Source organism: Halobacillus ihumii, from assembly GCF_902726645.1.
In the GTDB taxonomy this organism is placed as follows: Bacteria; Bacillota; Bacilli; order Bacillales; family Halobacillaceae; genus Halobacillus_A; species Halobacillus_A ihumii.
Genome location: NZ_CACVAO010000001.1, coordinates 1,680,575 through 1,693,034, shown reverse-complemented (window position 1 = coordinate 1,693,034; position 12,460 = coordinate 1,680,575). Strand labels below are relative to the sequence as shown.

The following is a 12,460-nucleotide window of genomic DNA, read 5'->3' as shown; positions in this document are numbered from 1 at the left end:
TGTTTCTAGATAGGAGGGCTTTTAGTGGATCAGGAGTTAAGTATTTCAGTGCGTGCATTAGTTGAATATGTGTTTCGTGAAGGCAGTATCGATAATCGATTTCGATCCAATACGGCGCTGCAAGAAGGGACAGCTATCCATAAAGCTGTTCAGAAGGAATATAACGAAGGCGAAGAGAAGGAAGTCCCCCTTGAATACGTATACGCTTACGAGGAGATCAAGCTGCATATTCATGGGAGATGTGACGGGGTTCTTACCACAATAAACGGCCCGAAAATCGACGAAATAAAATCAACTGCTCTTGAGCTTGAAGAACTCACTGAAAATAGCTTTCCGGTCTATTGGGCTCAAGCTAAGGGGTATGCCTTTATATATGCGGAGCAAGAGGGATTGGACGCGATAGATGTTCAACTAACCTATGTTCAAAAACAAACAAAGGAAAAGAAACGCTTTGTTTACACATACACATTAGCTGAACTGAAATCCTTTATCCAGCAAACTATTGAAGAATACATGTCTTATGCCAGAATTCTTTTGCATATTCGGGAACAAAAACAAAAGACGATTCCCGAATTAACGTTTCCTTTTTCAAACTATCGATCGGGGCAGCGTCAGCTCGCAGGGAGTGTGTATCGTACAGTTCAGGAACAACGAACCCTGTTTGCTCAGGCGCCTACGGGTATCGGCAAAACAATCTCAACGTTATTTCCGGCGATAAAGGCCATGGAACAAGGAAAGCATGAACGGTTATTTTATTTAACAGCAAAAACGGTTACTCGTTCGACAGCTGAGGAAGCGCTTCGTTTGATGGAAGAAACCGGCTTAATGTTACGTTCTGTGACACTGACAGCTAAGGACAAAATCTGTTTTCAGGAAGAAACGATTTGCCAGCCTGATTATTGTGAGTTTGCAGATGGCTATTATGATCGAATTAATGGAGCTGTCGTTGACGTGCTAATAAATGAGACGCAAATTACCCGTAACGTTATCGAAGAATATGCAAGAAAACACCGGGTATGTCCCTTTGAGTTTTCGCTGGATTTAACGGATGTCGTTGATGTTGTGATCGGGGATTACAATTATATTTTTGATCCGCGCGTATCACTTAAAAGACTAATGCCGGAGCAAAAGAAGAAAACAACATTACTCATCGATGAAGCACATAACTTGGTGGAGCGTGCCCGTGAAATGTACTCGGCTGAAATTAATGGCGGTTCATATGAGGAGATTAACAGACAGTATAGAGGAGCAAATAATGAATTAGTTGAAGCGGCCGCAAGTGTTATGAAAGATATGAACGCTGTGGACGAAAGGGAGTCAGCAATAGAGTATCAGCTTGATGATATCCCGGGTCAGTTAGAAGAGAATTTGGAAAGGTTTATAAACCAAGCTGAACGTCAGCTTCGTGATCAGAACGAGGAGGAAGCAAGAGATGAATTGTTACTTGAATGTTATTTTGCAACCCAAAACTTCCTGAAAATACTGGGTATGGTTGATGAACATTATGTCTATATTGGCAACAGCCTTAACGAGCATATAAGCATAAAGCTTTATTGCATCGATCCTTCCCACGTACTGCAGCAAGCTTCGAAGGCATTTCGTTCCAATATCTTTTTCTCTGCTACTTTATCACCGTTTGGTTATTACAAGGATATGCTTGGCGGGCAGGATCATGACTATATCCTCAGACTTCCTTCCCCATATGACCCAGGCCAAATTGATGTAAGCCTGGTGTCATTATCAACAAGGTTTAAAAATAGAGAACAGACTGCGAATCGTCTGGCTGAACTATTGTATAATCAGGTAAAAAATCAGCCTGGCAATCATTTATTCTTTTTTCCTTCCTATAAGTATATGCGGTTAGTTTATGAACATTTTCAATCGTATGATCTAAATGCTGTGTCACAGGAACAGGGGATGACTGAGGAACGCAGGGATGATTTCCTCGCTCAGTTTGTTGAAGGGGGACACTTAGCAGGTTTCGCTGTACTGGGAGGAGTCTTTTCAGAAGGTGTTGATTTGAGGGGGGACCGTTTAAATGGTGTGGCCGTCATAGGAATTGGATTAGCACCGCGCAATTTCGAACGCGAATTAATTAAGTCTTATTTTTCTAATCGTGGCCGCAATGGATATGACTACGCCTATGTATTCCCAGGGATGAATAAAGTATTACAGGCCGGGGGGCGGCTTATTCGTTCAGAAGAAGACTACGGGGTTATCCAATTAATTGATGATCGATTTTTGAATAATAAATACGTCAATCTTCTACCGGAAGAATGGAAAAACTACAAAATAATTTATTAATCTATTTCCCGGGAAATAGTTTACGACAAAAGTCGTAAATACTCCTGCATCGAATGTTTGAGACTAAGATACTTTGGGTGACTCATGCTTTGTTTTGCTCCTTTTTCTATACTAAGGATACTTAGATAGGGAAAGGAGCATTTTTATGAATAAAACCATTATGATAACAGGTGGCTCAAAGGGTCTTGGGAAAGCGTTAGCCCTAGGATTTGCTAAACAGAATCATCGTATTGCTATTTGTGCAAGGGGTGAGCAGGAGTTAAATGCTGTACAGAAAGAGATCGAGGAATTAGGTGCAGAGGTGATTGCTCTCCAAGCGGATGTTTCAAACGCCTATGATATCGAAAAGTTCGTTTCTGTAGTAGAGGATCATTTCGGAAGTGTGGATGTGTTAATTAATAATGCTTCTGTATTTGGCCCTGGCCCGAAACAGCTTCTTGATTATGACCATGAACAGTTTCTTCACGTATTAAAAGTCAATAGTATGAATCCGTTTCTCGTGACAAAAAGAGTGCTTCCAGGAATGATAGCAAACCGGTCGGGGTCAATTATTAACTTGACATCAGAAGCGGGGCATACTGGTTTTGCCGAGTGGGGAGCTTATGGGATCTCAAAGTTTGCTGTGGAGGGATTGACACAAACATGGGCAGACGAAATTGCCAATTATAGTATAAGAATGAATATGGTTGATCCGGGGGAAATGGATACCGAAATGCACGATCGAGCCGTTCCTGATTGTGATTACCAGCTGGGGAGGCCGGAAGACAGATTAGACGTTTTCTTCTATTTAGCTTCTGATGAATCGAGAAACCATAACGGGGAACGTTTTGAAGCGGAAGGTTTCTCAAAGGAGGCGCTGGTACATGAGTAATCTGTTAACCTCGTTTGAGATTCCTAGTCATCTTCATGCATCATCACCTATAGAACGAAGAGGTCTTGAGCGTGATCAAGTCAGAATGATGGTGCTTGACCCACTGTCCGGAAAAAGGAAGCATACACACTTCCGTAATATCATCGAAACTTTTCAAGCGGGTGATGTGATCGTCCTCAATCGATCGAGAACGATCCCTTCAAGTTTGCAAGCTGGCGGAGCAAATGGTGATGTTGAAGTTCGGTTAGCCAGGAAAGTAGATCATGATCGATTCGAAGTGTTGTTAGTAGGAAATCAATACAGAGATGGAGAAAACATTTACTTTCAAAACGGTCTTTTGGCAACAGTTGAAGGGAGGGGAAGTGAACACCCTCTGCAAGTATTAAAATTCCAGTTTGGCGGGATTTCGCTGATGGAGTATATTTATGACTATGGATCCCCGATATACTATGAGTATGTGGAAAACCCTTGGCCGCTGAATGACTATCAAACCGTCTATAGTTCTGTACCTGGCTCTATTGAGATGGCCTCAGCCGGACGCGCATTTACTTGGGAAATCATTGCGGCGTTAGAAGAAAAAGGGGTGAAAATATGTTATGTTACACTCCATACTTCTTTGAGCTATTACGAGGATGATAAATGGCCGTCACCGTCCAGTCATCCCGAACTTTACACAATCCCGCAGGAAACAGCAGCAGTTATCAATAAAGCCAAACAGGAAGGGCGTCGTGTGACAGCTGTTGGCACAACCGTTGTACGTGCGCTGGAATCAGCTGTTCGGAAGGATCGCTTAACTCCGCAGGCTTCTGTCCTTACCTATTTGTATATTAACCAGAAGCATTCCTTAAGAATAGTGGATGCCCTCTTAACTGGCTTCCATGAACCAGAAGCCAGCCATCTAGACTTGCTCACAGCGTTTGTTGACCATGAGATATTAATAGGAGCTTATAATGAAGCCATTGAACAGGGTTATCTTTGGCATGAATTTGGGGACATGAATCTAATTGTCCCTGGCAGACTGTAAATGTTTCATCATGTCGGGGTTGAAGTGTTAGATGTTGAGCAGGCGGAGAGGTTTTATTGCTGCCAGTTGGGATTTACGGTTGATAGGAGGCTGGAATTCCCAGATGAACGTATCGTTTTTTTAACAAATGAAGACTGTACGATTGAATTAGTCCAGCCCAAAGATCGACAGCCTCAGGGGGTACATTTTGCGATAGAGGTACTTGACCTGCCGGCTAAAATCCGGGAACTGAGCAACAGGGGTTTGTCTATTTATGAAGGACCATACAGTATGGCAGGACTTGAGGTGGTCTACTACCAGGGGTTTAACAAAGAAATTATTGAGTTTGTCCAACGTTCATAATAATTTGGGTGCTTGTACTTACCATGGTATACAAGCATCCTTTTTATATTCAGAAAATTTTGAGTTTAACAACAGTAAAATTAGGTTATAGCAATGGTGTCAATAATTAGGAGGGATAAAATGGAAGGGAACAGAGTGAAAAACCGCTGGCTGATAGCGCTATGTGCAGTTGGAATACATATATCCATCGGGTCTGTGTATGCTTGGAGTAATTTCACCTCACCCCTAAGAAGTGAATTTGGCTGGAACTCCCAACAGGTACAACTAACATTCAGCCTGGCTATTTTGTTTCTAGGTTTATCTGCGGCATTTTTGGGATGGTTTGTTGAAAAGTATGGACCAAGGGTCGCGGGGATCACAGCTGCTGTTTTCTTTGGGGTTGGCGTTTTTGGTTCAGGACTTGCTGTTAATCTAGGCTCGTTATGGGCGCTTTATTTCTTTTATGGAGTTCTAGGGGGGATTGGTCTGGGAGTAGGTTACATTGCCCCGGTATCCACGCTCGTTAAATGGTTCCCTGACAGGCGTGGTCTTGCAACAGGAATGGCAATTATGGGGTTTGGATTTGCGGCGGCAATTTCTAGTCCGATTATGGATTGGTTAATTGGTTCGGTTGGGATCGCAGCTACTTTTTATATCCTGGGGGCGAGTTATTTTGTAGTCATGATTCTATCTTCCTTGTATTTATCCAAGCCGCCTAAAGGCTGGAAACCTAAGGGGTATGATGAAGCTGAGGAAAATACAGAAAGACACAAAGATTTAGCCAATCTCCGGGCAAAAGAATCTTTGAAAACGAAACGGTTTTATTATTTATGGATCATGTTGTTTATAAACGTAACATGCGGCATCGCTGTTATATCTGCGGCAAAACCACTGGCAGAAAATAGTGTTGGCCTAAGCACCAGTGCTGCCGCAACTCTTGTAGGAGTGATGGGACTTTTTAATGGATTAGGTCGAATTGGATGGGCCAGTGCTTCGGATTATATTGGGAGATCCAATACCTATGTAGCATTTTTTATTATTCAAATCGTTCTGTTTGTTGTTCTTTCTTATACAAGTTCTGTAGCTTTATTTGTTATTTTAATTGGTATTATCTACACGTGTTATGGTGGAGGCTTTTCAACGATCCCGGCATTTATTGGGGATTTGTTTGGTACGAAAGAGTTAGGTGCCATTCATGGATATATTTTGACAGCTTGGGCCGCAGCGGGTCTTGCCGGACCGCAATTTGCAGCTTATATGAATGATACAACGGGCAGTTATGAAAGTAGTTTAATCTTCTTTGCTGGACTCTTCATTGTGGCCTTAATTATGTCTATATTGACTAAGGGGGACATTAGGAAGAAAAGAAAAAGTCTGAAAGCTGCATAGCTTTAATATAGCGTAAAGCTCAAGCCCATCGTCAGCTTGAGCTTTCTTTCTTATAACAGTTCAATAAGCTGTTCACAAAAACTATTAACATGAACTCGATTGCTTGGTGAGATGTGATAAACATCAAAAATACTATTATTTATATTTTGCTGCTGAATGGTGGAATCATAGGATAAGTTTTTCTTCTTCTCAGATACGATGTGCTTCACTTGCTGGGAAATGCAGCTTTTCAATGAAGGTTCTGGTTCAATATAAGGCAGCTTTTTAACATATCCGGAAGTAATCATATTTGTGCGGTTTAACACTTTACGCAGCATGTAGGTAGTCAAATTGCTATTCAGAAGACCTAGAAGGTAATAAAGCTCTTCTTCATTTTCAGTGAAGAGGTTTGTGTTCACCCCAAACAAACTGCCCTTAGGCAGGTATGATGCTTGAAAGTCAATCCCCATAGAAGAGCAGGTAATCCCTTCACGAAAAAAGAATTTCTGGTTTCGAACAGTAAATTTAGGGACAGCCCGGCTATACTTCTTCCAATTCTTATGAATATAATACTTCGGTTCATAATACCACCTATCACGAATTCCTCCATTTTTATAAAAAGGAATCCACTCCTCATGATCTACATTGACTTCCCAGGGCCTGAATAGAAATTGTTTATCATTTCCAGTTGAAATCCCTGTTCCTCCTTGTACTTTATCGGCCAGGATGAATTCTGGCTTTATAAATAAGGAGAGAATTTCCTCAGGGACATTAATAGCAAAGTTGAAACCAGGCATCATTCGAAAATAGGATTGCCGTAAATATTGGACTCGCTCTGCTGGAGGTGAATTATATTCTTCTGTTGCCAAACGGTCTACTAATCTCATCAAATGATCAGATTTAGGAGCACCTTTTCTTATCGTTATAATAGCTGTTCGCACATCAGCTTTGCCAGCGTGAAACAATTTCCTGGGAGCAAGTATGATTTCAATTATTTCTGTGTGATCTATTAAGTATTGACGAAACTTGGTATAATGCACATTCGTTAAAAAAGAGTCTTGAACGATCATGCATAAAACTCCACCTTCTTTCAATAACTGAAGTCCCTTATAAATAAAGAGAGTGTACATATTATGAACACCGATCTCTTTAAAGTTTTCTTCGAGATCCTGTTTATTTTTTTTAAAATAATCACTCTGACGAATTGATTTGTAGGGTGGGTTTCCTATAATCGCATCGAAAGCTTGCTGTGGCTTTGATGTTAGGAAGTCTTGATGAATAAATTGGACGTCGGGTACATCGAGGGAAACGTTTGGATCGATATCATAAGCATGAATATAGGAAGGGTTGGCCCCTGTCTCCATAAGCGCCCTGACAAAAACACCATCACCTGTAGAAGGATCTAATATATGGGGTGGCTGTGGTGTTTGCTTGGTTTCCTGGAGTACAGTCTTCACCATGTATTCGACAGTCGATAAGGGTGTTTCGTATTTTCCCATGGAGCGCTGGTAGGATAGCATGGAAACGCCTCCGTAATTTTTTAATATACTCTACACCAAAGTGAGTAAAAAGTCACTATATATCGCAAGAGGATAATTAGTTCAAATCATTCAGTTAAATTCCTTATTAAGAAAAAAATGGTGATTAAAGGTTTAGTAAATTAATGAAACAAATATTTGTTAACTTTTATAATTATATGGTTGACAATATTCCTGATTCTCAGCTATGTTAGTAACAGGTAAGGGATAGGAGGAAAATAGATTGCAGCATTCAAGTTCAACAGCTTATGAAATAACGATCGGTGCTCTATTTGTAGCACTGATGGCAATTGGTTCAAATATAACTGCTTTTGCGCCTTTTTTGTCTATTATGAACGTACCGCTCACCTTACAAACCTTTATCGCAATATTAGCTGGTATTATACTGGGAAGTCGGTTAGGTTTCTTTTCTATGTTTGTATATACCGTTCTCGGTCTAATAGGTGCACCTGTTTTTGCAGGATTTAAAGGTGGTATAGGGAGTTTGTTCATGCCTACATTTGGCTTTATTCTTTCTTTTATGGTGTTAGCTTTTGCCGTGGGGAAAATGGTTGAGAATCGCAGGAGTTTTTCCGTCTATATTATTGCGGCTATTGTAGGTTTAGTTCTTAATTATTTAGTGGGAGTAAACTGGATGTACACAGCTCTTCATCTCTGGGTGGGTGAAGGTTCAGGGATTGGGTATGCAATTGCTTGGACAAGCATGACTCCATTCTTAGTCAAAGATTCAGCGTTAGCAGTATTAGCGGCGGTTTTTGCCTACCGTTTGGAGAAAGGCGTGCTTCATCGTACCCCTCTACGCCGAGCAGCTTAACGCGTGAGATGTTATAACAGTCTTGCTATACTAGAAGAAACGACTCAGTACGGAGGTAAGTATGAGAATTCTTCTATCATGTCTTTTGATTCTCTTGTTTATAATAGGATGTCAGCCGGAAGATGAGCAGTCGGAACAAGTAGAGAAGCAGACTGGAGGCACAGTCGGGATTGAGGAAGTCGTAACAGACCTGCAATCGCCATGGGATATTGAAGCACATCAAGACACCATTTTCATAACCGAACGAGAAGGAAGAATCGTTTCATGGACAGAGGAGCAAGGCTTGAAGAGGATGAAGGTTGAAACGAAAGAAGATATTGCTCAGATCGGTGAAGGGGGATTGCTTGGCTTTACGCTTGATCCTGATTTCGGTGAGAACCGTCAAGCATTTGCTTATCATACCTATGAAGAAAACGGTCAAATTAAAAATCGGATCATTGTACTTACATATAAGAATGATCAATGGTTGGAAACGGATGTCATTTTAGAAGATATACCAGGGGCTAATTTTCATAATGGAGGCCGGATCGAAATAGGGCCGGATCAAAAACTTTATGTTACAACGGGAGATTCCTTGAACGGTGAGCTTGCTCAGGACAGAGGCAGCTTAGCCGGTAAAATATTGCGTATAAACTTGGATGGATCAGTTCCGGAAGATAACCCCTTCGAAGGTTCCTATGTTTATAGTTATGGGCATCGAAATCCGCAGGGGCTGGTATGGGATAAGAGCGGACAGTTATATGCCTCAGAACATGGACCCGACAACCATGATGAAGTAAATGTGATCAATCCCGGAGATAACTATGGTTGGCCCCGGAGCGTTGGAGATGAAGAGGTTGAAGGGATGCAGCCACCTCTATACCAAACAGGTCAGAACACATGGGCACCTTCAGGGATTGTGGTGTTTAATGAAAAATTATATATCGCAACATTAAGAGGGACGGCTTTGCGTACGCTTTCTCTTAATGGAGAAAACCCTGCCGTGACTGTGGATGGATATGGAAGGGTCCGAGATGTTGAGCAGATCGGAGAATCGCTCTATTTTATAACAAATAATACGGATGGCCGAGGAAATCCAGATGAAGAAGATGATCGGCTGATGCGTCTGGAACCGTAATCTAAAAAATCCAGGGCAGTATCCTTAAAAAAGGTCTGCCTTGGATTTTTCTAGTCTTCAGAAATGAATTTACCATGTACAAATGCCATGATAGCGAAAACAACAAATGCAATTAATAAAATCGTCCCGCCTACAATAAAGAATACGGTGTTGAATGTTTCCATTCCGCCTCCAAAAGGCTTCGTGAAGTATAACCACATGCCTGTAGTGAGACCAAGTACTCCGAAGAAAGAAGTCCACACATGTACTTTGGATAATTTAGAGTTCTTCGGGATGGAAAACATTTTATAATACATACCAAAAGCAAACAAAGACAACCATCCGACAACGAGAATGTGTGCGTGGACTGCAGTAAGTTGATAGCCGCCCCCACCAGCCATGTGTGAGCCCATGAAAGCGCCGATCAAAGCGTAAATGGCTGAAACTCGTATGAAAAATCGAGTACGGTCCATGGAAATCCCTCCATTTTACAATTAGAATCCTCTGCTATTATATCGAAGGTACCTTTTAAATGAAATGAGAACGGACGAGTTGTTGCAAAAGGTTCAAAAACAGTAGTGATTTTTGACTTAAGATTAATTTTATTGGAACCTTTCTCTTTTCTATTCGTATGGTAGGTAATCATGGAAGAGGAGGAGATCGAATGAAAAAACTGTTTATACTTCCATTGTTATTAGTCGCATTGAGTGGCTGCAGCTTGATTGAGGATGCAACGAATGGATTGCAATATACGGAAGATGTGACGCAATTTATTGCTGATGCGGAGGAGTTTTCTAACGACTTGCCCCAGTTAATCGAGCAGGCTCAAAATGATGTTACTGCTTTCTCTGATGTAGAACAACGTCTTCAAGAGTTTCAAACTGAAATAGAAGAAGTACAGGCACTGAATCCTCCAGAACTCGCGGAGAGTATTCACAATGACCTCATGGAGTACACAGAGCAACTCGAATCAGGCGTAGAGGAGATGATTCAGGCCGCTCAAGAACAAGTGATCAATATCGAGGCGGTGGAGAATTCAGCTCTGTTTCAAGCCATAAGGGATATTCAGCAAATCCAACAAAACCTAAACCAGCTAGGTGAATAAAAAGCAGCGAGCACGGAATAGTGCTCGTTTTTTTTATGGAATAAACTCCCACCTCAGGTCATCCATATTCTGGATGACCTGAGGTGGGAATAATTGGTGTTATGGCATTTCTGTCATATTTGGAGTGAATGGTTTTTTGAGATATGATGGAGAGGGTAATGTAATAGAGAAGGGATGATCTTATGGAACATAGATTGACTAGTTTTTCAAATTACTTAAAAGAGAATCATATTGATGTTGCGTTTTTAAATTCTACAGAGAACGTCTTCTATCTAACAGGTTTTCATACAGATCCGCATGAGCGTTTGTTGGGACTGCTCGTTTTCGCAGAAGCAGATCCGATCGTTGTACTTCCTGGCATGGAAGCGGGTCAAATTCGCGATGCTGGCTGGACTCACGAAGTAATTGGCTATGCAGATCATGAGGACCCTTGGATGATGATGGCAGATAAAATGAAGCAGAATGGAATTTCTCAGGTGAACACCGTTGGATTTGAGAAACAAGTGCTCTCGTATGGACGCAGTGAATCGCTGCTGTCTCTGTTTGACGATGTGACCGTTGTTGACGTGGAAGGCCAGCTTAACGAGATGCGTTTAGTAAAAGATGAAAACGAAATCAGCATTATGCGTGAAGCAGCAGAACTTGCTGACTACGGGGTCAAAGTTGGGACAGAAGCTCTTGAGGAAGGCATTACTGAAATGGAAGTTCTTGCAACAATTGAGTATGAACTCAAGAAAAAAGGTGTTGCTGAAATGTCCTTCTCCACCATGGTATTATTCGGTGAGAAGTCTGGCCAGCCTCACGGAAACCCTGGTGACCGCAAGCTAAAAGCAGGAGATTTCGTCCTATTTGACTTAGGCGTTGTCTGGAAAGGGTACACATCTGATATTACTCGTACCTTTGCATATAAGTCTGCTTCAGATGAACAGAAAGCTATTTATGGAAAAGTGAAAGAAGCACTTGAAGCCTCTCTTTCAATCAGTAAACCTGGCACCCGGATCGGGGACCTTGACCAAACTGCAAGAGACCTGATTACAGAGGCTGGATATGGTGAACTTTTCCCACATCGGATTGGACATGGTCTAGGCATCAATGTTCACGAATTTCCTTCCATGAGTCATTTGAATGACGGGGTATTAAAAGAAGGAATGACTTATACGATTGAACCTGGGATCTATGATCCGGCAATCGGAGGAGTACGCTTAGAAGATGATGTCCTCGTTACAGAGAATGGTTATGAAACATTAACGAAAACTCCAAAGGAACTTCGTATAATTGAATAATCATAAAAGCCTGAAATCCTCGCTGGATTTCAGGCTTTTTCATTCTTAAATTAATCCTGCTCTTTTTTATCTCCTAATTCCTTACCCGATTTTGATATGGTGATTCTCTCTTCCCCTGTGGCCGGTTGAACGGCATCTCTTCCTTTTTGAATAGTCCGTTTAGACTTTGATCGTTTGCCCATAGATCAATTCACTCCTCACAAAAAAGTAACCTTACAAGTGTATTTTCAGCGTAAATCATATAATTTATGTAAAAAGATACGCCCCTGGTCCTAGTTGAAAATATATCCCTGGCTCATTACGGAAAACATCCATTCCTCGTATCATGAAGATAAGAAATAAGCGAGGAGGGAAATACCGATGAAAAAGTTTTTGCTGTTTATTGCAGGGCTTGTGGCGCTGGGCGTTCTGCTGGCTAACCTTGGTCCAATGGTCTTATTGGGAGTCAGCGTCTGGCTGCTATATGTAGTATTTAAGCAATTCATGAAGTCTGACTCAACCTTTGGCAAAATTGCCTGGATTGTGCTTGGATTAGTGATTCTGAGTATAGCTGTCTCCAATATCTTTGCTGTCATTGGACTAGCTGCGGCCTACGTGCTTTACGTCATTTATAAGAAAATGACAAAGCGTAAGGACGATTCAATCATAGAATCAAGCAGTACTTCAGACCCGTTTACGAACTTTGAAAGACAATGGGCTGAGTTAAACAAATAATCATATTATGAAAAAAGGAGAG

At 41.4% G+C, this 12,460-nt stretch carries 13 protein-coding genes; 10 read left to right on the top strand and 3 right to left on the bottom strand.

Annotated features, from left to right (window positions below; translation table 11 throughout):
- The first annotated feature begins 24 nt into the window (after positions 1-24).
- The 5 genes from G6R08_RS08520 to G6R08_RS08500 all read left to right on the top strand — a co-directional run bounded on the left by G6R08_RS08520 (position 25) and on the right by G6R08_RS08500 (position 5,909).
- On the top strand, positions 25-2,304 hold the full coding sequence (locus G6R08_RS08520) for an ATP-dependent DNA helicase (RefSeq protein ID WP_163527590.1): 2,280 nt from the start codon (positions 25-27) through the stop codon (positions 2,302-2,304).
- Between the two features lie 145 nt (positions 2,305-2,449).
- On the top strand, positions 2,450-3,175 hold the full coding sequence (locus tag G6R08_RS08515; RefSeq protein ID WP_163527589.1) for an SDR family NAD(P)-dependent oxidoreductase: 726 nt from the start codon (positions 2,450-2,452) through the stop codon (positions 3,173-3,175).
- Complete coding sequence (locus G6R08_RS08510) at positions 3,168-4,199, top strand: S-adenosylmethionine:tRNA ribosyltransferase-isomerase (RefSeq protein WP_163527588.1); 1,032 nt, start codon at positions 3,168-3,170, stop codon at positions 4,197-4,199. The genes G6R08_RS08515 and G6R08_RS08510 overlap by 8 nt, the downstream gene beginning before the upstream one ends.
- Positions 4,200-4,541: a VOC family protein gene (locus tag G6R08_RS08505; protein WP_163527587.1), complete on the top strand. Its 342-nt coding sequence runs from the start codon at positions 4,200-4,202 to the stop codon at positions 4,539-4,541.
- Positions 4,542-4,676: 135 nt separating this feature from the next.
- A complete protein-coding gene (locus G6R08_RS08500) occupies positions 4,677-5,909 on the top strand; it encodes an L-lactate MFS transporter (protein ID WP_205439463.1) in 1,233 nt (410 codons plus the stop codon).
- 50 nt (positions 5,910-5,959) lie between these two features.
- Here G6R08_RS08500 and G6R08_RS08495 read toward each other — a convergent pair whose 3' ends face one another.
- Entirely contained in the window at positions 5,960-7,408 is a 1,449-nt protein-coding gene (locus G6R08_RS08495) for an Eco57I restriction-modification methylase domain-containing protein (RefSeq protein WP_163527585.1), read from the bottom strand.
- A gap of 241 nt (positions 7,409-7,649) precedes the next feature.
- Between G6R08_RS08495 and G6R08_RS08490 the strand changes: the two genes are divergently transcribed.
- Both G6R08_RS08490 and G6R08_RS08485 read left to right on the top strand, forming a co-directional pair.
- Positions 7,650-8,240 (top strand): biotin transporter BioY, encoded by a 591-nt coding sequence (locus G6R08_RS08490; protein ID WP_163527584.1) that lies wholly within the window; start codon positions 7,650-7,652, stop codon positions 8,238-8,240.
- 61 nt (positions 8,241-8,301) lie between these two features.
- Positions 8,302-9,357 (top strand): PQQ-dependent sugar dehydrogenase, encoded by a 1,056-nt coding sequence (locus G6R08_RS08485; RefSeq protein ID WP_163527583.1) that lies wholly within the window; start codon positions 8,302-8,304, stop codon positions 9,355-9,357.
- A 50-nt stretch (positions 9,358-9,407) separates the two neighbouring features.
- Here the strand turns inward: G6R08_RS08485 and G6R08_RS08480 are convergent, their stop codons facing one another.
- Entirely contained in the window at positions 9,408-9,809 is a 402-nt protein-coding gene (locus G6R08_RS08480) for a hypothetical protein (protein WP_163527582.1), read from the bottom strand.
- 191 nt (positions 9,810-10,000) lie between these two features.
- Between G6R08_RS08480 and G6R08_RS08475 the strand changes: the two genes are divergently transcribed.
- On the top strand, positions 10,001-10,441 hold the full coding sequence (locus G6R08_RS08475) for a DUF6376 family protein (RefSeq protein WP_163527581.1): 441 nt from the start codon (positions 10,001-10,003) through the stop codon (positions 10,439-10,441).
- Between the two features lie 182 nt (positions 10,442-10,623).
- The gene (locus G6R08_RS08470) at positions 10,624-11,724 is read left to right on the top strand and encodes a M24 family metallopeptidase (protein ID WP_163527580.1); all 1,101 of its coding nucleotides are present in this window, start codon (positions 10,624-10,626) and stop codon (positions 11,722-11,724) included.
- Positions 11,725-11,774: 50 nt separating this feature from the next.
- Here G6R08_RS08470 and G6R08_RS08465 read toward each other — a convergent pair whose 3' ends face one another.
- On the bottom strand, positions 11,775-11,906 hold the full coding sequence (locus G6R08_RS08465; RefSeq protein ID WP_139377104.1) for a competence protein: 132 nt from the start codon (positions 11,904-11,906) through the stop codon (positions 11,775-11,777).
- A 178-nt stretch (positions 11,907-12,084) separates the two neighbouring features.
- On the opposite strand from G6R08_RS08465, the gene G6R08_RS08460 reads away from it, so the two are divergent.
- Positions 12,085-12,438 carry a lmo0954 family membrane protein gene (locus G6R08_RS08460; RefSeq protein WP_079528603.1) on the top strand — a complete coding sequence of 118 codons (354 nt, stop codon included), beginning with the start codon at positions 12,085-12,087 and terminating at the stop codon, positions 12,436-12,438.
- Positions 12,439-12,460: the final 22 nt, after the last annotated feature.

Excerpts from the sequence above, each read along its gene's own strand:
- G6R08_RS08515 (WP_163527589.1), top strand. The coding sequence starts at position 2,450 with ATGAATAAAACCATTATGATAACAGGTGGCTCAAAGGGTCTTGGGAAA.
- G6R08_RS08510 (WP_163527588.1), top strand. The coding sequence starts at position 3,168 with ATGAGTAATCTGTTAACCTCGTTTGAGATTCCTAGTCATCTTCATGCA.
- G6R08_RS08505 (WP_163527587.1), top strand. The coding sequence starts at position 4,200 with ATGTTTCATCATGTCGGGGTTGAAGTGTTAGATGTTGAGCAGGCGGAG.
- G6R08_RS08495 (WP_163527585.1), bottom strand. The coding sequence starts at position 7,408 with ATGCTATCCTACCAGCGCTCCATGGGAAAATACGAAACACCCTTATCG.
- G6R08_RS08485 (WP_163527583.1), top strand. The coding sequence starts at position 8,302 with ATGAGAATTCTTCTATCATGTCTTTTGATTCTCTTGTTTATAATAGGA.
- G6R08_RS08480 (WP_163527582.1), bottom strand. The coding sequence starts at position 9,809 with ATGGACCGTACTCGATTTTTCATACGAGTTTCAGCCATTTACGCTTTG.
- G6R08_RS08475 (WP_163527581.1), top strand. The coding sequence starts at position 10,001 with ATGAAAAAACTGTTTATACTTCCATTGTTATTAGTCGCATTGAGTGGC.
- G6R08_RS08470 (WP_163527580.1), top strand. The coding sequence starts at position 10,624 with ATGGAACATAGATTGACTAGTTTTTCAAATTACTTAAAAGAGAATCAT.
- G6R08_RS08465 (WP_139377104.1), bottom strand. The coding sequence starts at position 11,906 with ATGGGCAAACGATCAAAGTCTAAACGGACTATTCAAAAAGGAAGAGAT.
- G6R08_RS08460 (WP_079528603.1), top strand. The coding sequence starts at position 12,085 with ATGAAAAAGTTTTTGCTGTTTATTGCAGGGCTTGTGGCGCTGGGCGTT.